Annotated in this window: 22 protein-coding genes and 1 tRNA gene; 7 read left to right on the top strand and 16 right to left on the bottom strand. The window is 54.6% G+C overall.

Going from position 1 to position 22087, the window contains the following annotated elements; all coding sequences use genetic code 11:
* Positions 1 to 74 precede the first annotated feature (74 nt).
* Positions 75 to 821 (top strand): SDR family NAD(P)-dependent oxidoreductase, encoded by a 747-nt coding sequence (locus CJD38_RS12385; RefSeq protein WP_107940664.1) that lies wholly within the window; start codon positions 75 to 77, stop codon positions 819 to 821.
* A 40-nt stretch (positions 822 to 861) separates the two neighbouring features.
* Here the strand turns inward: CJD38_RS12385 and CJD38_RS12380 are convergent, their stop codons facing one another.
* From CJD38_RS12380 to CJD38_RS12360, 5 genes are read right to left on the bottom strand one after another with little or no spacing between them, the layout of a single operon-like run.
* Positions 862 to 1659, bottom strand: a complete 798-nt coding sequence (locus CJD38_RS12380) for a pseudouridine synthase (RefSeq protein WP_206362984.1) — start codon at positions 1657 to 1659, stop codon at positions 862 to 864.
* Positions 1656 to 2465: an SMC-Scp complex subunit ScpB gene (gene scpB / locus CJD38_RS12375; RefSeq protein ID WP_107940662.1), complete on the bottom strand. Its 810-nt coding sequence runs from the start codon at positions 2463 to 2465 to the stop codon at positions 1656 to 1658. The genes CJD38_RS12380 and scpB overlap by 4 nt, the downstream gene beginning before the upstream one ends.
* Before the next feature lie 10 nt (positions 2466 to 2475).
* Entirely contained in the window at positions 2476 to 3333 is an 858-nt protein-coding gene (locus CJD38_RS12370; protein ID WP_107940661.1) for a segregation and condensation protein A, read from the bottom strand.
* A 3-nt stretch (positions 3334 to 3336) separates the two neighbouring features.
* Positions 3337 to 4344, bottom strand: a complete 1008-nt coding sequence (gene trpS / locus CJD38_RS12365) for a tryptophan--tRNA ligase (protein WP_107940660.1) — start codon at positions 4342 to 4344, stop codon at positions 3337 to 3339.
* Between the two features lie 3 nt (positions 4345 to 4347).
* Positions 4348 to 5025 (bottom strand): site-2 protease family protein, encoded by a 678-nt coding sequence (locus tag CJD38_RS12360; RefSeq protein ID WP_107940659.1) that lies wholly within the window; start codon positions 5023 to 5025, stop codon positions 4348 to 4350.
* Between the two features lie 90 nt (positions 5026 to 5115).
* Here CJD38_RS12360 and CJD38_RS12355 point away from each other — a divergent pair, with 90 nt between their 5' ends.
* Both CJD38_RS12355 and CJD38_RS12350 read left to right on the top strand, forming a co-directional pair.
* Positions 5116 to 5904 (top strand): cytochrome C assembly family protein, encoded by a 789-nt coding sequence (locus CJD38_RS12355; protein ID WP_107940658.1) that lies wholly within the window; start codon positions 5116 to 5118, stop codon positions 5902 to 5904.
* Between the two features lie 69 nt (positions 5905 to 5973).
* Positions 5974 to 7293, top strand: a complete 1320-nt coding sequence (locus CJD38_RS12350; protein ID WP_366511335.1) for an HlyC/CorC family transporter — start codon at positions 5974 to 5976, stop codon at positions 7291 to 7293.
* Positions 7294 to 7301: 8 nt separating this feature from the next.
* Here CJD38_RS12350 and radA read toward each other — a convergent pair whose 3' ends face one another.
* Positions 7302 to 8648, bottom strand: a complete 1347-nt coding sequence (gene radA, locus CJD38_RS12345; protein ID WP_107940657.1) for a DNA repair protein RadA — start codon at positions 8646 to 8648, stop codon at positions 7302 to 7304.
* A gap of 77 nt (positions 8649 to 8725) precedes the next feature.
* Here radA and CJD38_RS12340 point away from each other — a divergent pair, with 77 nt between their 5' ends.
* From CJD38_RS12340 to CJD38_RS12330, 3 genes are read left to right on the top strand one after another with little or no spacing between them, the layout of a single operon-like run.
* Positions 8726 to 10141 carry a serine/threonine-protein kinase gene (locus CJD38_RS12340; protein WP_107940656.1) on the top strand — a complete coding sequence of 472 codons (1416 nt, stop codon included), beginning with the start codon at positions 8726 to 8728 and terminating at the stop codon, positions 10139 to 10141.
* Between the two features lie 7 nt (positions 10142 to 10148).
* Positions 10149 to 10970: a Stp1/IreP family PP2C-type Ser/Thr phosphatase gene (locus tag CJD38_RS12335; protein WP_107940655.1), complete on the top strand. Its 822-nt coding sequence runs from the start codon at positions 10149 to 10151 to the stop codon at positions 10968 to 10970.
* A gap of 8 nt (positions 10971 to 10978) precedes the next feature.
* Positions 10979 to 11626, top strand: a complete 648-nt coding sequence (locus CJD38_RS12330; protein ID WP_107940654.1) for an FHA domain-containing protein — start codon at positions 10979 to 10981, stop codon at positions 11624 to 11626.
* A 107-nt stretch (positions 11627 to 11733) separates the two neighbouring features.
* Here the strand turns inward: CJD38_RS12330 and alr are convergent, their stop codons facing one another.
* The 8 genes from alr to rnr all read right to left on the bottom strand — a co-directional run bounded on the left by alr (position 11734) and on the right by rnr (position 19356).
* Positions 11734 to 12819: an alanine racemase gene (alr, locus tag CJD38_RS12325; protein ID WP_107940653.1), complete on the bottom strand. Its 1086-nt coding sequence runs from the start codon at positions 12817 to 12819 to the stop codon at positions 11734 to 11736.
* Positions 12816 to 14171 carry a replicative DNA helicase gene (gene dnaB, locus CJD38_RS12320; RefSeq protein WP_107940652.1) on the bottom strand — a complete coding sequence of 452 codons (1356 nt, stop codon included), beginning with the start codon at positions 14169 to 14171 and terminating at the stop codon, positions 12816 to 12818. Before dnaB ends, alr begins: the two co-directional genes overlap by 4 nt.
* A gap of 87 nt (positions 14172 to 14258) precedes the next feature.
* On the bottom strand, positions 14259 to 14711 hold the full coding sequence (rplI, locus tag CJD38_RS12315; RefSeq protein WP_107940651.1) for a 50S ribosomal protein L9: 453 nt from the start codon (positions 14709 to 14711) through the stop codon (positions 14259 to 14261).
* Positions 14712 to 14722: 11 nt separating this feature from the next.
* Positions 14723 to 14950, bottom strand: a complete 228-nt coding sequence (rpsR, locus tag CJD38_RS12310; protein WP_107940650.1) for a 30S ribosomal protein S18 — start codon at positions 14948 to 14950, stop codon at positions 14723 to 14725.
* 5 nt (positions 14951 to 14955) lie between these two features.
* On the bottom strand, positions 14956 to 15375 hold the full coding sequence (rpsF, locus tag CJD38_RS12305; RefSeq protein ID WP_107940649.1) for a 30S ribosomal protein S6: 420 nt from the start codon (positions 15373 to 15375) through the stop codon (positions 14956 to 14958).
* A gap of 142 nt (positions 15376 to 15517) precedes the next feature.
* A complete protein-coding gene (rlmB, locus tag CJD38_RS12300; RefSeq protein ID WP_107940648.1) occupies positions 15518 to 16264 on the bottom strand; it encodes a 23S rRNA (guanosine(2251)-2'-O)-methyltransferase RlmB in 747 nt (248 codons plus the stop codon).
* Between the two features lie 90 nt (positions 16265 to 16354).
* Positions 16355 to 16957 carry an OmpA family protein gene (locus CJD38_RS12295; RefSeq protein ID WP_107940647.1) on the bottom strand — a complete coding sequence of 201 codons (603 nt, stop codon included), beginning with the start codon at positions 16955 to 16957 and terminating at the stop codon, positions 16355 to 16357.
* On the bottom strand, positions 16954 to 19356 hold the full coding sequence (gene rnr, locus CJD38_RS12290) for a ribonuclease R (RefSeq protein ID WP_240783609.1): 2403 nt from the start codon (positions 19354 to 19356) through the stop codon (positions 16954 to 16956). The genes CJD38_RS12295 and rnr overlap by 4 nt, the downstream gene beginning before the upstream one ends.
* Positions 19357 to 19395: 39 nt before the next feature.
* Between rnr and CJD38_RS12285 the strand changes: the two genes are divergently transcribed.
* Positions 19396 to 19480: transfer RNA gene (locus CJD38_RS12285), tRNA-Leu, on the top strand.
* Between the two features lie 196 nt (positions 19481 to 19676).
* Here CJD38_RS12285 and CJD38_RS12280 read toward each other — a convergent pair.
* Positions 19677 to 20969 (bottom strand): adenylosuccinate synthase, encoded by a 1293-nt coding sequence (locus tag CJD38_RS12280; protein WP_107940646.1) that lies wholly within the window; start codon positions 20967 to 20969, stop codon positions 19677 to 19679.
* Positions 20970 to 21008: 39 nt separating this feature from the next.
* Positions 21009 to 22064, bottom strand: coding sequence for an ATP phosphoribosyltransferase regulatory subunit (locus CJD38_RS12275; RefSeq protein WP_107940645.1), 1056 nt, complete (start codon positions 22062 to 22064; stop codon positions 21009 to 21011).
* Between the last annotated feature and the right edge of the window lie 23 nt (positions 22065 to 22087).

The raw sequence follows: 22087 nt of genomic DNA, 5'->3' as shown, positions 1-22087 counted from the left end.
ATCGCCATCTTTCTCTAAACACGAACGTGAGCAGTCATGCTGGCGCTCAATTACCTGTCACGAACTATTTAAAAATGTCTGCTGCCCTGCCCCACGATTACACCCCAAAATTTGGCCTGCTGAAAGATCGCATCATCCTCGTTACAGGCGCTGGCGACGGTCTCGGCCGCGCTACTGCATTGGCTTGCGCTGGCTTGGGTGCAACCGTCATTTTGCTAGGCCGCACGGTTCCTAAGCTTGAAAAAGTTTATGACGAGATTTTGAAAGGTGGTGGCGCGACACCAGCCATTTATCCGATGAATCTTGTCGGCGCCACTTGGGCCAACTACGAAGAATTGGCTGAGACGCTTGAGCGTGAATTCGGCAAGCTCGATGGCATCGTTCATAGCGCTGCTCACTTCAAAGCATTTGCCGCGCTGGAAGATATGGATCCGCGCGAGTGGGTTGAAGGCTTGCAGGTCAATCTCACCGCCGCGTATACGCTGACACGCTTGTGCTTGCCGCTGATGCGTAAGAGCAGCGATGCATCGGTGGTTTTTGTTTCAGATTCTTCTGGCCGCAACGCCAAGGCTTTCCACGGCATTTATGGCATCGCCAAGACAGCAGTCGAAGCCATGGCGAAAACGTGGGCGCAAGAAACCGAGTTGGAACCAGGCCTGCGTATCAACACCTATGATCCTGGCGCACTCCGCACGCAGATTCGCGTTAAGGGTTATCCCGGCGAACTGATGGATAAAATTCCTGCGCCGGAAACTGCCGTGCCAGCGCTGCTTTGGCTACTTGGGCCAGATAGTCGCGGTAAATCAGGCCACGCGTTCTAAAAAAAGAGCCCGCATTTTGCGGGCTCTTTTTTATCTTCGACTAATAATCGTCGTCGTCGCGTTCTCTGCGGCGCTGAGGTTTTTTCGGCAATAGTTCTTCCAATCCCACGGCAGCCAGCAATGCTTTGAGCTCAAGCGGCTCAGCTTCGCGACAGCCACCAGTCTTGATGCCGCGACCCAATTCAATCGGGCCGTAGCTCACGCGAATCAGACGGCTCACTTGCAAACCTTGCGATTCAAACAAGCGACGAACTTCGCGATTACGACCTTCGCGCAGAACGACGCGGTACCACTGATTGGCACCCTCGCCGTCTTCGTTAGCGCCCGCTTCGAGTGAATCGAAATGCGCAGGGCCATCTTCCAGCTCAACGCCGTTGACGAGACGTTCAGCAATTTCTTCGTTCATTTCGCCCAGAACGCGCACCGCATATTCGCGAGTGATTTCGAAGCTGGGATGCGTCAGGCGACGCGCCAACTCACCATGATTGGTGAGCAGCAACAAGCCAGAGGTATTGATATCGAGACGACCCACGGCAATCCAACGACCGCTTTCGAGTTCTGGCAATTTGCGAAACACCGTGCGACGACCATCTGGATCATCACGCGTAACCAACTCGCCCACTCGCTTGCGATACAGCAGCACACGAACGGATTCTTCTTTTTTCGCCAGACGAACGGGCTTGCCATCGACTTTAACGCGATCAGTGTGGTCAATCTTTTGACCCACCGTTGCAGGCTGGCCATTCACCGTAATGCGGCCTTCCTGAATCCACTGCTCAATATGGCGTCGCGACGCGACACCTGCAGTAGCCAATACTTTTTGTATACGCTCGCTCAATTTACTTTCACTTCGTTGGATTCATCAGCAGGCGCTGCTGGCTCGGTTGCTTCTGTTTCAACGGCGGCTTCAGGTTCTACTTCTGATGCAACTTCGTCTGCTTCAACTTCTGATTCAGTGACAGCTTCTGCTTCTGTTGCTTCGGCTTCGACGACCAGTTCAGATTCAAGCTCAGACTCAGAACCTTCAGCGACTTCGGTGGGCGCTGGAATTTCGCCAAGCTTCACGAGTGCAGCGTCCAGAGCAGCAACGTCTTTAATCTCTGGCAAGGACGGCATGTCGTCCAAAGTTGTCAGATTGAAATCATCCAGAAACTGCGAGGTGGTGCCAAAGAGCGACGGACGCCCCGGTACTTCTTTCTGACCGACTTCGCGAATCCAGCCACGCTCCAACAATGTACGGATAATGTTCGGCGACATGGCAACGCCACGCACTTCTTCAATCTCGCCACGCGTAATCGGCTGGCGATAGCAAACCAGCGCCAGCGTTTCGAGTAATGCGCGTGAAAGCTTCGGTGGTTTTTCCTGCCACAGACGGCTGACCCACTCGGCGTATTCGCGGCGAACTTGAATGCGGAAACCGCTGGCAACTTCCTGCAGTTCTGCAGCGCGCGACTCAAGTGATGTGCCCAATTTATCGAGCGCTTCACGGATATCTTTTTTGCCGACGCCAAGATCAGCGGCCAGCAAGCGATGCAGCTGTTCAATCGACAGTGGCTGTTCTGAAGCGAGCAGCAGTGCTTCCAAGATTTTAATCAGCTTGTCGTAACGGCTTTCGTCCGGCGCTGACTCAGCAACGGCTTCCATCATTTCTATTTCAGTCCCAGTCACTGCTGTTCTCCACTTCTTCTGCCTTAGCCTTGCCGACTTCGATGAACAGCGGCTCAAAGGCGTTTTCTTGCGGTTTGATATGAATCAAAGCTGAGCGCGCCAGTTCCAAGATTGCGAGCAAGCAAACCACCACGCCTGCCTTGCCTTCTTCAGGATCGATCAGATCCATGAACTGCTTTGCGCCGCCATTCAGCTTCGAAAGAATGTGCGACATACGTTCGCGCACCGACAAGGGCTCGCGACTCACTTGGTGTCGAGTAAACAATTCCGCGCGTTGCATCACATCGCGGAAGGCCATCACCAGTTCGCGCAACGAAGGCTGTGGCAGCTGCGCAGAAACGGGAATGACTTCTGGTCGCGCTTGCGCAATAAACAAATCGCGGCCAACGCGTGGCATCACTTCGATCGATTCTGATGCAGTCTTGAAGCGCTCGTATTCCTGCAGACGACGCACCAGTTCCATGCGCGGATCGCCTTGATCTTCTTCATCTGGCGGCGGACGCGGCAACAACATGCGCGATTTGATTTCTGCTAGCAGCGCAGCCATCACTAAATATTCAGCGGCCAGCTCCAAACGCAGTTCATGCATCAGGCCAATGTACTGAATGTACTGTTGCGTAATTTTGAGTACTGGGATGTCGAGAATGTTGAGATTCTGGCGACGGATTAAATACAACAAAAGATCCAACGGCCCTTCAAATGCATCGAGGAAAACTTCCAAGGCATCGGGTGGGATATAGAGATCTTCCGGCATTTTATCGAGCGTTTGCCCGTGCACTTTCGGCAGACGCGATGCATCTACAACTTCGGCACTGCTTTCGGTTGCTTCGACGATTTCAGTCATGGCTTACTCGGGGATGAAGCCTAATGCTTCATGCACGCGCGCCAGCGTGGCATCTGCGCGCGCTGCGGCTTTACGTGCACCTTCGCGAAGAATGCTTTGAAGACCTGAGCGATCATCACGCACATCGCGGTACTTGGCTTGTACAGGCTTGAGACATTCAACCACGGCCTCAGCAACAGCGCCTTTGAACTTGCCGTAACCCTGACCGTTGTATTGCTCAACAATCTTGTCAAAGCTATCGCCAGTAGTGGCGGACAGAATCGACATCAAGTTGGACACGCCAGGTTTTTCGGCAATATCAAAACGTACTTCATTGCCGAGGTCGGTTACGGCTCGTTTAACTTTGCGCGTGATGACATCAGGATCATCGAGCAGATAGATGGCATTGGTTTCGGCATCGTCAGACTTGCTCATCTTCGATTCCGGTGTCTGCAAACCCATGATGCGCGCGCCAACGGGCGGAATCATCGGCTCAGGCACGGTGAAGATTGGGCCGTAGACATTGTTGAAGCGCTGCGCGACATCGCGCGTCAGTTCCAGATGTTGTTTCTGGTCGTCGCCCACCGGCACTTTCTTGGCCTGATAAAGCAGGATATCTGCAGCCATCAACACGGGGTATCCGTACAAGCCTGCGTTGATGTTATCGACGTGCTTGGCGCTCTTGTCCTTGAACTGTGTCATGCGATTGAGCTCGCCCATCTGCGTGTAGCAGTTGAGGATCCACGACAGACGCGCGTGCGCTGGCACATGTGATTGCACGAAGAGAACGTTCTTGCGCGGATCAAGTCCGCAAGCAATGTAGAGCGACAAAAATTCGTAGCAACGCTCGCGCAACACCGCAGGATCTTGACGCACAGTGATCGCGTGCAAATCAACCAGCATGTAGTAGCAGTCGAACTGCTCGTTGAGCGTGACCCAGTTCTTCAGCGCACCCAGATAGTTGCCGATCGTAAGACGACCAGACGGCTGAATGCCTGAGAGCACAACGGGTTTGTTATTGGAGAGAGTCATTCGTTAATTAAAAAGAGGTAATCCCTGCAGACCCAAAACGGTCGACAGCGCATCGCCGCTCAACATCAGCGGCCAGATCATGATTTTGCTCAGTATTCCGGTCACCATCAGCACGATCAGAATGACAAGACCGTAAGGCTCGATGCGATCCAATACACGCGCCTGCGGCTCCGGCAGCAAACCTGCAAGAACGCGCCCGCCGTCCAACGGCGGGAAAGGCAGCAGGTTCAGAACCATCAACACCAGATTAATGATGATGCCTGCGCGGGCCATCAGCAGCACGCCCAGCCACACACCTTCTTGCGGATTCATGCTGATCGCAATCTTTGCGAGTATTCCCCAGCCAATTGCCATGACCAAATTCGACATCGGCCCAGCAAGCGCCACCAGCGCAAAATCTCGGCGTGGATTACGCAGATTGCGAATGCCAATCGGCACAGGCTTTGCCCATCCAAATAGAAATCCACCCAGCATCAACATAATTGCGGGAACAAGCAGCGTGCCCATCGGATCAATATGCTTGATCGGATTGAGGCTCATACGTCCCAGCATTTCTGCCGTGCGATCGCCCAAGGCGCGCGCGGCCCAGCCGTGAGCGACTTCGTGCAGAGTAATGGCGAACAATACCGGTATAGCCCAGATGGCAATTTTCTGGACTAGCGAGACAAGATCAGGAGTCATTGAAGCATTATAGCCGTGAGAACCTGCGGCAAAGGCCCTCTCCGAACTATTTTCACGCTATGCTCGGGGGGCTAACCAACATAATTCCGTATGCCCTTAATACTTGCTGTTCTAGCCGCGATTCTGGCCGTTTTGGCCGCCGCCGTTATCTGGCGTAGCGATAACTCACGTGCAGACCGCTGGCTTGCCGCCGGCGCCATCACTCTGCATGCAGCAGCCTTGGCCCATCAGATCTTCCACGGTGGGTCGATCACGATCGGCATCAACGAGGCGGTCTCGCTGTTTACCTGGCAGTCCGCCATTTTGCTGTGGGCCTTCTGCTGGAAAGAACCCCTACGTGGTCTCGGCTTGGTGATTTATCCGTTCGCTGGCTTCTGGGCCGTTTGGGCTGCGATATGGCCCACCGATGTCACTGGCGTCGTGATTAGCGACTGGACGATCCGCACTCATATTGTGTTGTCTTTGTTCAGTGCTGGCGTATTAACGTTGGCAGCAGTTCAGGCCGGTGCGCTGGCCTTGCAGGATCAACTGCTACATGACCCCAAACGCGGTCGCATCATGCTGGGGTTGCCGCCGCTGCAGACCATGGAACGCTTACTGTTCCAGCTGATTGGCGTGGGCTTCTTCCTGCTGAGCCTTACGCTGCTCTCCGGACTTTCGTTTATTCGCGACTGGCTCGCTCAGCATCTCGCACACAAAACGATTCTGTCGCTAACCGCCTGGATGATTTTTGGCACCCTGCTTTGGGGTCGCTGGCGCTATGGCTGGCGCGGCCGCACAGCAATCCGCTGGGCGCTATCGGGTTATGGTGTGCTGATCTTGGCCTACTTCGGATCCAAGATAATTCTTGAAGAATTCTTAGGAAAACACTGGACTTAGGAAACATTCTTAAAGTAGGACGGCTTGACAGAGCCGCTTTGCTTTCCGTAGTTATGTGTCGACACGGCCTTGCGAGACCGCGCTCTCTTGAACGAAATACCTCTAAATTTTTTCATAGCCCTACTGGTTGTCCTGATTCTGCTCTCGGCGTTTTTCGCTGGGTCAGAGACAGCGTTGATGTCGATCAACCGCTACCGTTTGCGCCATCTGGCCAAGCATGGTCACCGCGGCGCGCAATTTGCTGAAAAGCTGCTCAAGCGCCCGGATCGCCTGATCGGCATGATCCTGCTGGGCAATATCGCAGTTCACTCAGCGTCTTCCGCGATCACTACCTTTATCACTCTGCGCCTTTGGGGCGAGAGCTGGATTGCGGCAACAACTGGTGTTCTGACGCTATTTATCCTTATCTTCGGTGAAATCGCGCCAAAAACGCTTAGCGCTCTTTATCCTGAGCGCGTAGCCATCCCCTCGTCTTACATTTATATCGTCCTGCAGTGGATTCTGTTCCCGCTGGTATGGATGACTAACCTCATGAGCAATGGCGTACTGCGCCTACTGGGCGTGTCGCCAGAAGATGCGGCCGAACACAGTCTTAGCGTAGAGGAGTTGCGCTCGGTCGTTGCCGAAGCTGGCGCCTTGATCCCGCAGCGCCACCAACGCATGTTGCTTTCGATTCTGGATCTCGAAAAAGCCACCGTCGAAGACATCATGGTGCCGCGCAATGAAATCATTGGCATCGACATTTCAGAGCCTTGGGACGTTGTCCGCGAAGAGATCATCAGCAGCCAGCACACGCGTTTGCCGGTGTTTGATGGATCGATTGACGACCTTAAAGGCGTCGTTCATCTGCGTCGCGTGGTTCGCCTCGCTGCTGAAGATAAGCTGGATACCGAATCACTACTGACGCTGGTTCGCGAGCCTTACTTCATTCCAGAAGGCACGCCACTGAATCAACAGCTGCTGAATTTCCAAAACCAGAAGCGCCGCATTGGCTTTGTCGTCGACGAATACGGCGACATCCAGGGCTTGGTCACGCTTGAGGACATTCTTGAAGAAGTGGTTGGCGAGTTCACGTCTGATCCCGCAACGAGCATGAAGAATGTCTACGCGGATCCCGACGGCAGCTTCCGCGTCACTGGCTTTGCCACCATTCGCAGTCTCAATCGCAGGCTGGGTTGGAAGCTGCCTGTCGACGGCCCGAAAACGCTCAATGGATTGGTGCTCGAAAAGCTTGAGAACATCCCGCAGCCGGGACGACGCTTGGATATCGCTGGCTATGACATTGAGATCACGGAAACTCGCGCCAACGCGGTGAAGTCAGCACGCATTCGTCCGCCGACCTTAATAGCTTCTGCGCCCAAAGCCAAAAAGGTTCGAGCGATTCACTAAGCAGCGTACTAAACGAATTGCAGCGCCTGTTCCAGACGCGCGACTGGCGTCACTTCAATATCTAGTTTCACGTTTTTCCGTAGGCGATTGCCTTCAGGGATGATGGCGCGCTTAAAGCCGTGTTTTGCCGCTTCGATTAAGCGCTCTTCCCCGCCCTGCACCGGCCTGATTTCTCCAGCCAAGCCAACTTCACCGAAGACCACCATGTCGTTCGGCACCGGTCGTCCACGCAAGCTGGACAGCGCTGCCATCAATAGCGGCAGATCCGCAGCGGTTTCTTGAATGCGCATGCCGCCGACCACGTTGGCAAAAACGTCCTGATCTCCAAAGGTAATGCCGCCGTGGCGATGCAGCACTGCCAACAGCATGTTCATGCGATTGCCTTCCAACCCCAGCGTCACGCGACGTGGATTGCCAAGTTGAGACTGATCAACGAGCGCCTGCACTTCAACCAATAGTGGTCGACTGCCCTGACGCGTCACCGTGATCACACTGCCCGGCACCGGTTGCTCATGTCGCGACAGAAACAGCGCAGAAGGATTGCTGACTTCCTTTAGGCCGCCATCCGTCATCGCAAACACGCCCAGCTCGTTGACCGCGCCAAAGCGGTTTTTAACGGCACGCACAATGCGATAACGGCTGCCTGCGTCGTGCTCGAAATACAGAACCGTATCGACCATGTGCTCAAGCACGCGTGGCCCGGCAATGGCGCCTTCTTTGGTCACATGGCCGACCAGCACAATCGCGGTCTGGCTGCTTTTGGCGTAACGAACAAGCTGCGCCGCGCATTCACGCAGCTGTGAGACAGATCCGGGGGCAGAATCCAGCGTGTCAGTGTTCAGCGTTTGGATGGAGTCGACCACGACAAAGCCGGGTTTCTCTGCGGCCATCAGCGCAATAATCTGCTCCACGCTGGTTTCCGTGACCACGGGCAGGTCCATCCGCGGCAGATCCAAGCGCTTGGCGCGCATATGAACCTGTTGCAGCGACTCTTCACCCGTGATGTAGAGCGTCTTGAGCTTGCCCTCCACTGCGGCAAGCACCTGCAGCAACAATGTGGATTTTCCTATACCGGGATCGCCGCCAATAAGGATTACTGCACCAGGGACAATACCGCCGCCTAGCACGCGGTCCATTTCGGATAGTCCAGAGGCGGTACGCGGTTCATCTGCGATACTGATTTGATCGAGGCGCTGCACCTGACCAGCGGCTGCGCTGGACGGACGGTGCTTGGTTGAGATGGCGGCCGTCTCGACTAGAGTGTTCCAGGCCCCACAATCGCTACACTGTCCGGCCCATTTGCTACTCGCGGAACCGCAGCTTTGGCAGACATATTGAGTTTTAATTTTAGCCATCGGGTGCGGGTGCGTTTTTTAGTGAGCGTAAAAAAGTTAGTATCAGCTTAGCAGCACAAAATGCTTGAGGCGCTTCAGTGGTAAAAGAAAAAAAATGGACCAAGGAGTGGTTCGAGGGGTTTATCGCCGGAGCAGTGGCGATCGTTGTCGCTGATCTATTGATCGCACAATTCATACTTCTTTCAGGACATTCCATCTGGCTGAGGTTATTTCTTCCGGCGTTAGCGCTGGGGGCCGCGGCTGTCTACGCTTTCAAGAAGCAGTTCGGCGGGATTGACGGCATCGAGAAGCTAATTCCAACCGTGCGGAGTTCGCCAGCGGCGAGCACCGCGCCTGAGGGTCCTGATTCCAACAAGATGCAGGCACTCGCGCTGCAAGGCCAAGGCCAGTTGGATCAGGCTTTTGAAAAATTCCGCCGCATACAGCCGGTCGATAGTCGCTTGTTGGATTTGCTCTACAACCTCGCTTTGGAATTTGAGCGTAAGCGCGAATTCAAAAAAGCAGAATCGGTTTACTTGCACATTACGCAAACCAATAAAGAGTACCGCGACGTACAACAGAAACTGAGTCGCGCAAAACGACTCGCAGAAACCGAAATTCTTGGCGTTGGTTCCATGAGTGCGACAGCCAGTCCTGTCGCCGCGAAAACAGCCATAGGCACAGAAAAGCCCATGCTCGGCCGCTACCAAGTCGAAAAAGAATTGGGCAAAGGCGCAATGGGCGTCGTCTACTTGGGACGTGATCCCAAGATCGGCCGCACCGTCGCTATTAAAACGATGGCACTCGCGCAGGAATTTGAAGCTGGCGAATTGCTTGAAGTTAAGCAGCGCTTTTTCCGCGAGGCAGAAACAGCTGGCCGTTTATCCCACCCAAATATCGTTCAAATTTTTGATGCTGGTGAAGAGCATGACTTGGCTTATATCGCCATGGAATTCGTCAGAGGCTCTGATCTCACCAAGCACATCAAGCCCAGTGATTTGCTGAGCCCTAGCGAAGTTCTGCGATACGTTGCAGACGCAGCAGATGCGCTCGATTACGCACACAAAAATGGCGTTGTACATCGCGACGTTAAACCTGCAAACATGATGCTGCTCGCAGAAACCAAAGTGATCAAGCTGATGGACTTTGGCATTGCGCGCCTAGCGGATTCCAGCAAAACCAAAACTGGCATGGTGCTAGGCACGCCGTCTTACATGTCGCCTGAGCAGTTGTCAGGCAAAAAAGTCGATGGCCGTTCTGACTTGTTTTCTCTCGGCGTTACGCTGTTTCAGTTGCTGACAGGCTCGCTGCCTTTCAAGGCAGATTCAATGGCAACGTTGATGTTCAAGATCGCCAACGAGCAGCACACCAATGTGTGCACTGTTCGCTCGGATTTGCCACCGCAAATAGATGCAGTGATTAATCGTGCATTGCAGAAAACTGCAGAAGCGCGTTACAGCAATGGCAACGAAATGGCGCGCGATCTGCGTGCGGTTTTGAGCACTCTTTCCTGAGTTTTGTATGGCGCTTAAAAATAAAATATCGACTGCGCTGCTGACTGATACAGGTCGTGTACGTAACAACAACGAAGACGCGGTTGCTGAATCCGTGGAGTTGGGTTTGCTGGTGCTTGCCGACGGCATGGGTGGTTACAACGCCGGCGAAATCGCGAGCGGCATTGCAACCAACACCGTGCTGGAGACCGCACGCAAAGAGTGGAAAGATCTCAAACATGGCGTGATTGATCATGAGACTGGGTACAGCGTTGAAGCGCTGATGCTCAAGCGTGCTGTTGAAGCCGCACACTCGACGATCTTTCAGGTCTCGCAGAGCCAGCCGCAGTGCGCTGGCATGGGCACCACCGTTGTTGCCTGCATCTTGCATCAAGACATTCTGTCGATCGCCTATGTTGGCGATTCACGGCTATACCGTTTCCGCGATGGTCGCCTAGAGCAAGTCACACGCGACCATTCCTTGCTTGAAGAATTGATCGCGCGTGGGCACTACACGCGCGATGAGGCAATGAACCTGGTTCGCAAAAATATTGTGACGCGCGCGCTGGGCGTAGAAGATGTGGTCACCGTTGATCTGATCGAAGACACATTGGAGGTGGGAGACATCTTGCTCCTTTGCTCTGATGGCCTGAACGATATGATCAGTGACGAAGTTATCGCCTTAACACTAAACAAGTATGCTGCTAATGTTGAGCGAGCCGCCAAAGAGCTCGTTCGATTAGCCTTGGAAAATGGTGGAAAGGACAATGTAACGGTTGCTTTGGCCCGCGTAGATGCCTCGCTGATGCGTAGCAGACGCTGGTACGAACGACTCATGGAATGGTTCTAAGAGGATATATGGGCAAGTTGATCGTCACGGACGGCAATGGCAGCACGCAGGAAATCCTGCTCGACAAGGAGCGCGTCAGCATTGGCCGTCATCCCGACAATGACATTAGCTTGAATGACAAAGCCGTCTCTGGTCATCACGCTGTGATCATTACCATCCTGCAAGATTCTTTCTTGGAAGATCTGGACAGCACCAACGGCACGCAAGTTAATACCAAGCAAATTGCCAAGCATCCGCTGATGGATGGCGACGTCATTTCCATCGGCCGCAACACGATGAAGTATGAAGGCACGAAGGTGGCTGAAGAGGACTTCCAAAGGACCATGGTTCTGAAGCCCGGCCAATTCTCCTCAGCTTTCGACTCTCAGAAGATCGATGCAACAAAGCCACTGATTGGCAAACTCAAGGTCGCCAACGGCGCGAATGCTGGCAAAGAATTGGAATTGACCAAAGCGCTCACGACCGTCGGCCGTCCGGGTGTTCAAGTCGCTGCAATTACTCGCCGTGCAGACGGTTACTACATCGTCCACGTCGGCGGCGCTCAAACCAAACGCCCGCTGGTTAATGGCAAAGAAATTGATAGCCAAGCGTTCAAGCTAAATCACCAAGACATGATTGAACTGGCTGGCACTCAGATGAATTTCATCTTGGCTTAAGCTTTAATGAGCGAATAAAAAAGGCCCTTCGAGGGCCTTTTTTTATGTCCATGGATGGACGGTATGTCGCGGGCGCAGGATGCGCAGGAGCGACATGTTCGGAAGTTTCAGAAATGCTTGTAAACAAACTGCACACGCTGTGTCAGTCCACAAAACAGTTCATAAGCCAAAGTACCCGCATGGGCCGCGATCACTTCAGCAGGCAATCCCTCGCCCCATAAACGCACGGTGTCGCCAATCTTGGCATTGGGCACTGTGCGCAGATCGATGGTGATCATATCCATCGAGACGCGTCCTGCCATCGGAACTAGCGTGTCATTAACGAGAACCGGCGTGCCATTCGGCAGGATTCTTGGCACGCCGTCGGCATAACCAACTGCAACCACACCAATCGACATGCGCTCGGGGCAGCGATAGGTTTGTCCGTAACCGATACCCTCGCCCGCATCGTATTCACGAATCGCAATCAGGCGACTCTCCAGCGTCATCGCCGCTCTGAGTCCAAGATCAGCTGCGCTGCGATCTGGCAAAGGTGAAGCGCCATAAATCATCAGGCCCGGACGGACCCAATCGCCGTGCGTTTCGGGCCACGCCAAGATGCCTGCAGAGTTGGCGATTGAACGCGCTCCTGGCAAACCTTTTAGTGCGGCATTAAATTTTTCGATCTGCTGCTGCGTGGCCGGATTGTTCAACTCATCCGCGCAAGCCAGATGCGTCATCCAACCCATGAAGCGCCAGCGTGGACGACGCTTAAGAATTTCAACAAGACTCGCAGTCTCGTTTAGCGGAAAGCCCAAGCGATGCATGCCGCTATCGAGCTTGAACCAAATCGAAACTTCAGCACTTTCGGGCAGCGCTTCCAGCAGGCTTAGCTGCCAATGGTCATGCACAGCAATCTGGAATTGCTCATCCGCAGCGAGCACAGCTTCTTCAGCGGAGAGAATACCTTCGAGCAAGACAATGGGAGTCTTGATGTGTGCCTGGCGTAATTGAATTGCTTCTTCCAGACACGCGACAGCAAACGCATCAACGCCTGTGCTTTCCAGCGCGCGCGCAACCGGCACTGCACCATGCCCGTAGGCTTGTGCCTTAATCGCCGCCATAACGCGCGACTGCGGTGCGTAGCGACGAACCTGTGCGAGGTTGTGCTGAATCGCCGCGAGATCAATCGTAGCAATGACTCTTGGAATCATGAGCCGCTGTAGTCGCCGTAGCCTTTGGCCAGATTTTCAAAGCGCGTGAACTTGCCGAGGAACGCCGCCTTCACGGTATCCAACGGTCCGTTACGCTGTTTGACGATGATGATTTCTGCCGTGCCTTTTTCAGGCGATTCTTTGTTGTAAACCTCGTCGCGATAAAGCAAGGCGACGATGTCGGCGTCCTGCTCAATACCGCCGGATTCACGCAAGTCCGACATACGTGGACGTTTGTTGTCGCGCTGTTCTACGCCGCGATTCAACTGCGACAGTGCGATGACTGGAATCTCCAGTTCTTTGGCCAGCGCTTTCAGGCCACGAGAAATTTCTGAAATTTCGTTGGTACGGTTTTCTTTGGTGCCTGGCACCTGCATCAACTGAATGTAATCCACAATGATGAGTTGAATGTCATGACGCTGTTTCATGCGTCGCGCGCGTGCACGAAGTTCTAGCGGTGACAGTGCGCCGGTAGCATCGATATAGAGCGGTGCTTCGCGCACTCGCCCACCTTCTGATGTCAGGCGATCCCAGTCGCGATCTTCGAGTTCGCCGCTACGCAGCTTGCCCATATCGATGCGCGCAAACGATGACAGCACACGCAGTGCCAGCTGGTCGGCGGGCATTTCCATACTGAACACAGCCACGCCTTTTTTCTCAATCAGCGCAACGTGCTCTGCAATGTTCATCGCGAAGCTGGTTTTACCCATCGACGGACGTCCTGCGATGATCACTAGATCGCCTGCATGAAAGCCGGTGGTGAGTCTGTCGAGATCATCAAAGCCGGTTGGCAAACCGGCGAGTGAGCCCGGATTGGTGCGCATTCTTTCAATGCGTTCTTCCACCATATCCATCAAGCGCGGCATCATTTCGTAACCGCCTGAGGCATGCGCAGACTTGTTGCGGATGGCAAATACTTTTTGTTCTGCGACGTCGATCAGTTCTGAATGACCGCGACCATCTGGGCGGAAACCCAATTCAGCGATATCGCCGCCCGCTGCAATCAGCGTGCGCAGCACCGAACGCTCACGCACGATTTCTGCGTAAGCCATAACGTTGGCGGCGCTAGGCGTGTCGTTGGCGAGCGTGCCGAGATACGGCACACCGCCCGCATCTTCAAGCTTGCCTTGATGGCGCAAGTGCTCGCAGAGCGTGATGAAGTCGCAAGGTTTGTTTGTGCCGCAGAGTTCGGCGATCGCGCGGAAGATCAGCTGGTGATCGGCGCGATAAAAATCTTCTTCGTTGATGCGATCCGCAAGGTCGTTCCAAGTCCGGTTATCCAGCATCAAACCGCCGAGTACAGACTGTTCGGCTTCGATTGAATGCGGCGGTAGTTTGGGCGATGGGCTCACAGGATTCCCGTATTTTTACGCTTCAAAATAAAACGGCCCACACTGCAAAGTGCGGGCCGTTGAGTGTAACTCAGAGCAAGCCAGAATTTAGGCTTTCTCGTCCTCAACCACGATGGTCAGCGAGGTTTCGACTTCGGTGTGCAGACGCACAGCAATGTCGTAGCTGCCGGTCTGGCGGATAGCGCCAGAAATCAGGTCGATTTCGCTCTTCTCGATCTCGATGCCCTGAGCAGCAGCAGCGCGAACGATGTCAGCAGGACCTACGGAACCGTAGAGCTTGCCTTCTTCAGCCGAGCGAGCCTTGATCACAACCTTCTTGCCACCGATCTTCTCAGCGCGTGCCTTAGCAGCGTTGAGGCTATCGCCAGCCTTCTTGATCAGATCAGCTTTGCGAGCTTCGAAAACCTGACGGTTTGCTTCGGTTGCTGGCAATGCTTTGCCCTGCGGGAGCAGGTAGTTACGGCCGTAGCCAGGCTTAACCTTAACGGTGTCGCCCAGATCGCCAAGCTTCTTAACTCTTTCGAGCAGGATAACGTTCATATTGTCTCTCCTTACTCGTGCTTATCGGTGTACGGCAGCAGCGCGAGGAAACGCGCGCGCTTGATCGCAACAGCCAGCTGACGCTGGTAGCGCGACTTGGTGCCGGTGATGCGGCTAGGCACGATCTTGCCGTTCTCAACGATGTACTGCTTGAGAGTAGCGAGGTCTTTGTAGTCGATTTCAGCTGCGTGTTCGCTGCTGAACTTGCAAGTTTTCTTGCGACGGAAATAAGCGGCCATGGGTCTTAGACTCCTGCTTCGTCGGCGGCCAATTCTGGCTCGTCGGATTCATCGGAAGCGGGGGCATCGCCACGCGCACGGTATTCGCCCTTAGGCTTTTCGTCTTCCGGATTCTTGAACAGCGGTGACTGCACGGCGACGGCGTCGTCTTTGCGCACAATCAGCTTGCGGATAACAGCGTCGTTGAAACGGAAAGCGTTTTCCATTTCAGCCAGCGCCTTGTCCGAGCACTCAACGTTCAACAGAACGTAGTGAGCCTTGTGAGCCTTGGCGATAGGGTAAGCGAGCTGACGACGGCCCCAATCTTCAAGACGATGGATTTTGCCACCGTCTCCTTCGATCATGGCTTTGTAGCGTTCGAGCATGGCAGGGACCTGTTCACTCTGGTCCGGATGCACCATGACGACAATTTCATAATGTCTCATGCAATTTCCTTGTGGATATGCCTTGCGGCACAGCTCCCCTTAAAGGTGGAGCAAGTAATAAAAACCCTCTATGCGACGCATAAAGGGGCGCGAATAGTAATGGAATCAGCCGATTGTTGCAACGTAAAAAGCTGTTTTAGGCCTATTTTTTGCGTTTATGGCTGCGCTGGCGCACGGCCTCGTAAAGGCAAACCGCTGAGGCGACTGAAACATTGAGGCTTTCGGCCTTGCCCTGCATCGGAATTCGGACCAAACGGTCACAGGCTTCCTTGGTCAGGCGGCGCATGCCCTCGCCCTCTGCACCCATCACCAGAACCACAGGGCCGGTGAAATCGACGTCGTAGATGCTTTCCGTACTTTCGCCGGCCAAACCGGTGAGCCAGTAGCCCAGTTCTTTGAGGCGCTCGAGCGTACGCGCAAGGTTGGTCACGGCGATCACCGGCACGCGCTCGGCGGAGCCGGCGGCGGATTTGCGGGTCACGGCAGTCAACGTGGCCGAACGGTCACGCGGAATGATCACGGCATCGACGCCGGCGGCTTCAGCCGTACGGAGGCAGGCGCCGAGGTTGTGCGGGTCTTGCACGCCATCAAGAACCAAAAGCATGCGCTCGGGTGTGGCTGGCACTTCCAAAGCATCTTCGCCTTGAAACTTGCGCTCAGGCAGCATCGCCAACACGCCTTGATGGCGCAATTCAGGCGCACGCAGATCGAGATCTGAACGACCGCGGGTATAAACCGGAACCTCTAGCTGCTTGGCCAGCGCCGTTACTTTACGGGCGCGCTCGTCCTGACGCGTGTCGGACAGCCAAATTTCAAACGGCTTGTCCTCGCCATCTTCCAGCGCTGCCAGCACCGCATGAAACCCGCCAATCACCGTGTAATTCGCCACTATTCGCTCGCCTTTACTCAATCACAGAAGAAAAATGGCTGCAGAAAACTGCAGCCATAGTGCATAGCTTAAATCTTATCGGTCAGCGCGTTAAGACGGTGATGCCCAAGCCTGTGGCTCGGCACCAGCAACAACGGGCTTAATCAAAAAGATCAAAGCGCCGTTTTTGTCTGATGTCGCGCCTTCATCGCGCAAACGGGTTTCATCCAACCCCTGCTCGCTCATATACGCAGCGAGTGCAGCGGCGCGGCGATCAGACAAGCTTTGGCTGAACTCAATGGGCTTCGCATCGCGGCCACTGACCACAATATGAAGCACCGTTTTGTTGTACTCCTGCGCAATACGCGCAAGCTTGGCGCATACATCCAAAGCCACCGGACGCAACTCGGCACTGTTGGTGTCGAACGCAAACTTGCTTGGAATTTGCAGACGAATTGAACCATCGCTGAGCTGAGTCGACTGCCAATCCGTGGCAGTGTGTTCAGCCAGCGCTTTCGTCAACGCCTTAAATTCACGCGACATATATTCGGCGGTTGAGGCCGCCGACAGCGACTCAACTTTAGCGCCGACGTAATTCGGAATCGCGTGCGCTTCTGGCTGAGCTTGCGGCACAACGGGCGCCACAGCGCCTTGATGCGCACAGGCGCTCAGCGCCAATAGCGCAGGTACCAGATAGGCAAGCTTCTTACTCACCGACGACGGCGCCTCTTTTTCTTGGTCGGAGCCGCATCGCCTTCAGCGGGTGCAGGAGGCGGTGATTGCTTGCCAGATTTCTCTGACTTACCGCCACCACGCCTACCTGATTTCGCCGGAGCAGCGGGCTTGGTTGAATTCGCTGGCTTGCCAGCCGCACCACCATCAACCAGTTCCAGATCAATCTTGCGTTCGTCCAGATTCACACGGACAACCTTCACGCGTACACGGCCACCGAGTGCATAGACCTGCCCGCCCTTGCCGCCCACCAAGCGATGCTGCTTGGCATCGTGCTGGTAGTAATCGGATTTGAGCGAAGACACATGAACCAAGCCATCAACGTACAAGCCTTCGAGTTCAACGAACAAACCGAAGTTAGCGACCGAAGTAATCAGACCACCAAATTCTTCGCCAACGCGATCACGCATGAACTCGCACTTGAGCCAAGTCGAAACGTCACGCGTTGCATCATCAGCACGGCGCTCAGTCATTGAGCAATGTGCGCCCATCTGGCCCATCTGTTCTGCGGTGTACGTGAAGGCTTCTTTTGATTTTCGCTTAAACAAACCGCCGCTCTTGCTGATACGCAGCGCGTGTTTAATCGCACGGTGCAACAGCAAATCAGGATAACGACGAATTGGCGATGTGAAGTGCGAGTAATGCGTCAGCGCCAAACCAAAGTGGCCACTGTTCTCAGGCTTGTACTGGGCCTGCATCAGTGAGCGCAGCAACACCGTTTGAATCAGAGCAGCGTCTTCGCGTTTACGAGCCTGCACCAACACCTTCGCGTAATCCATTGCCTGTGGCTTTTCGCCACCGGTTAGTTTGAGACCACGTGTCGCGAGGAATTCACGCAGTGCCAGAACCTTGGTCGGATCTGGATTGTCGTGAATGCGATACAGCACCGGCAGCTTGGCCTTCTCGACAAACTTGGCCGACTCAACATTGGCCGCGATCATGCATTCTTCAATCAGGCGATGCGCGCGGTTACGTTTAACCGGAATGATCTTGTCGATCTTGCGCTCGCTACCAAAGATGATGCGAGTTTCGGTGCTTTCAAAATCAATCGCGCCGCGCTTTTCGCGTGCAGCGAACAATGCATCGAACACATTGCTCAAGGCCTGCAAATGCGGCACCAAGTTGGCGCGCTTCTGCGCCAATTCACCTTGAGGATTGTCCAGAATATTAGCGACGTCTTCGTAAATCAGACGCGCTTGTGAACGCATCACGCCTTCGTAGAATTTAGCTTTGTCGATCTCGCCATTCGGCAACACGCGCATCTCGCAGACCATGCACAAGCGATCCACATCGGGATTGAGCGAGCACAGACCGTTGGAGAGTTTTTCCGGCAGCATCGGAATCACGCGCTGCGGGAAATACACCGAGTTACCACGCTTGGCGCCTTCCACATCCAATGGCGCGCCGGGTGTCACGTAAGCAGAAACGTCTGCGATTGCAACCCACAGCGTCCAGCCTTTTTTCTCTGGGCGGCAATACACCGCGTCATCGAAGTCGCGTGCATCAGCGCCGTCAATCGTGACCAGCGGCAACTTGCGAATATCTTCGCGATCTTTGATCTGCTCAGGCTGTACGGTGCTTGGAATTGCTTCGGCTTCTGCTTCAACAGCATGCGGCCATTCGAATGGCAGATTGTGGGCACGAATCGCAGCCTCAATTTCCATGCCCGGCGCCATGTGTTCGCCGAGAATTTCGATGATCTTGCCGACTGGCAAGGTACGTGTGCCGGGCGGCGCAGTGATTTCAGCAACCACCATCTGACCCTTCTTGGCATCCATGCGTTGGTCAGGTGGAATCAACACGTCTTGCTGCACGCGTGGGTTATCCGGAATCACATAGCTGATGCCTTGATCTAAGTGCAGACGACCGACGACGGTGCGTGTGCCGCGCTCAAGAACTTCTGCAACAGAGCCTTCAGGACGACCTTTGAAATCGGTGCCAGAAATTCGCACCAACACACGGTCGCCGTTCATCAGCGAACGCATCTGACGTGGTGGCAGAAACACGTCTTGCCCGCCTTCATCAGGAATCAAGAATCCGAAACCATCGCGATGCGCTTGCACCACGCCGGCAACCAGATTCATACGCGTGACCGCGCCCCATGCACCCTTGCGGTTCTGCATGGCTTGGCCTTCGCGCTGCATGGCAACGAGACGACGTGACAACGCTTCTTGCTGGGTCAGCTTGCCTAGTTTGAAGTGACCGATAAGGTCGTCCAATGTTTGTGGACTGCCCTTTTCGTTGAGTGTTTCCAGAATCAGTACGCGGCTTGGGATCGGGTCCTCATAGCGGCCTTTTTCGTTCTGGAACTCGGAATCCTGCTGACGCCAGTCAGCCGAAGAATGTTTGGAATTTTTATTGTTTGTTTTGGAGTTTTTCATTGACAAAGATATGAGCAGTGGACAGAATGCGCGCCCATTGCCGAGATGGCGGAATTGGTAGACGCACTAGTTTCAGGTACTAGCGGGTAAAACCGTGGAGGTTCGAGTCCTCTTCTCGGCACCAAACAAATAAAGCCCAGCCCACGCTGGGCTTTTTTTGTTTGGTGCCGATGGCACAGATAGTTTCCCACAACCCCCATGACTTCGCTTGCACGAGGTCATCGCCCCCTTGAAACAAGGGGACTATCGTTAGGGGGAGAGATACCCCGCGTGGGACGCGGGGGTGACAATCCAATATGAAGCTTTGAATCAACCTGTTCTCAATCAAACGGGTTGTGCAGGACCATGGTGTGGTCACGGTCGGGGCCGGTCGAAATGATGGCCACCGGGGTGCCCGTCACTTCTTCCATGCGCTTGAGGTAGGTACGCGCCTTTTCAGGCAGGTCCTCATAGCGGCTTACACCATACGTGTTGCACTTCCAGCCCGGCAGTTCTTCATAGATCGCTTCAACCTTGGCGTAGCCTTCAGCGCCAATCGGTGGAACTTCAACTTCAACGCCGTTGACCTTGTAACCGGTGCAAATGCGGATCACGTCGAGCTCATCGAGCACGTCGAGTTTGGTCACGCAGAGACCGCTAACGCTGTTGTTGAAGATCGAGCGACGAGCAGCCACCGCATCAAACCAACCGCAGCGACGTGGACGCTTGGTGACGGTGCCGTATTCTTGGCCCTTATCACGGATGTGCTGGCCGAGATCGTTGTCCTGCTCCGTTGGGAACGGACCACTGCCGACGCGAGTTGCGTAAGCCTTAACGATACCGAGCACGTAGTTCAGTTCACGAGGGCCTACGCCCGTACCCGTTGCAGCGCCACCAGCGGTGGTGTTGCTGGAAGTCACGTACGGATAGGTGCCGTGGTCGATGTCGAGCAGCGCGCCTTGTGCGCCTTCGAACAACACGTTGTCGCCACGCTTCAAATGCTGGCGCAGCTCTTCGGTGACGTCGGCAACCATCGGACGAATCACTTCGGCGTAGCCGAGCAGTGCGTCGAGGGTTTCTTGGAAATCAACTGGATCAACCTTGTAGTAATTCTTCAAAACAAAGTTGTGATACGCCAGCAGCTCGCCAAGTTTGGCGGCCAGAATTTCACGGTGGTACAGATCGCCCACGCGAATCGCGCGGCGTGCAACCTTGTCTTCGTAAGCAGGGCCAATGCCCTTGCCGGTGGTGCCGATCTTGGCTTCGCCGCGAGCGATTTCGCGCGCTTGATCGAGCTTGACGTGCACAGGCAACACCAGTGGCGTTGCTTCTGAAACACGCAGGCGATTGCGAACGGTTGCGCCGGTGGCCTCAACCTTTTCAATTTCTTTGATCAGGTCAGGCAAAGAGAGCACGACGCCGTTGCCGATAAGGCAAGCAACGCCCGGGCGCATGATGCCGGAGGGGATCAGGTTGAGCGCAGTCTTAATGCCGTTGATAACCAGCGTGTGGCCTGCGTTGTGGCCGCCTTGAAAGCGAACGACAGCCTGCGCACGGTCGGTCAACAGATCGACGACCTTCCCCTTCCCTTCGTCACCCCATTGAGCGCCGATGACAACTACGGTTTTACCCATGTTTCTCTCTTCAATTCAAAACAAATACAGCGAAATGGTTTAACGCTTTTTCTTGCTGACAACTTTCTTGGCTTTCTTAGCGACAGCCTTCTTAGCAGGAGCAGCGTTCGTTGCAGCGCCAAGGCGCAGCAACTCGTTAATGTCTGCAGAAAATCCCGTGGCAGGACGCGCCACGCCAAACTCATGGCCGACGCCGTCATAGCGTCCACCACGTGCAAGTTCACGACCATGGCCCGGTACAAATGCGGCATAGACCATGCCGGTTTGATAGCGGTAACCACGCAGTTCTGCCAAATCGATATGAATTGGCAGTTTCTTGAATTTACGTTGCAATTCGGTGGCGGATTGCTCCAGCACATCCAAAGCCTGCATCACTTCATCGCCAGCAGATGCCAGCACTTCACGTGCACGCGCAATCACGCTGATGTCGCCGTTGAGCTGAATCAGCTCGCTGAGCAATTTGGCAACGCGCGGCTGCATGCGACGTGCTTTAGCGAATTCGGCGAAGTCTGGCAGCGACTTGCGCTGCAAAATATCGAACAGCGCAGACTCTTCTTCTTCATCCAGCTTCAAGCGCGCAGCAATCGCGCGATAGACGCCGACATGACCTAGATCCAGATGCACATCAGCAACGCCAGCAAGCTCTAGCGTCTTCAGCATCATGCTGAGGATTTCGAGATCTGCGCTGAGATTCTCTTCGCCAAAGATTTCACAACCAACTTGGCGCGGCGAACGCGTGCCACCAAGGCTATCTGGCTGTGTACGCAACACCGTGCCGAGGTAGCAGAGGCGAACCAAAGGCACATCGGCATAGCGACGCGCTGCGATACGCGCAGCTTGCGGCGTGATGTCTGCACGAATACCCAGCAAGCGACCGCTCGCTGGATCCGTCAGCTTGAAAGTCTGACGCTCCAAATCCTGCGCAGCACCCGTCAGCAACGTATCCAGATGTTCAAGCAACGGCGGCAGAATTAGCTCGTAACCAGCAGCACGATAATGATCGAGCAGCTTGCGGCGCAGATCTTCGAGCTGCCACGAAAATGGCGGCAGAGATTCTTCCATGCCGTCAGGCAGCATCCAGCGTTTGGTCGACATATTCAGACGATCAGTTGGAAAGC

It is taken from the genome of Stenotrophobium rhamnosiphilum (genome assembly GCF_003052265.1).
Taxonomy (GTDB): Bacteria; Pseudomonadota; Gammaproteobacteria; order Nevskiales; family Nevskiaceae; genus Stenotrophobium; species Stenotrophobium rhamnosiphilum.
This window is presented reverse-complemented; position numbering and strand designations above follow the sequence as displayed.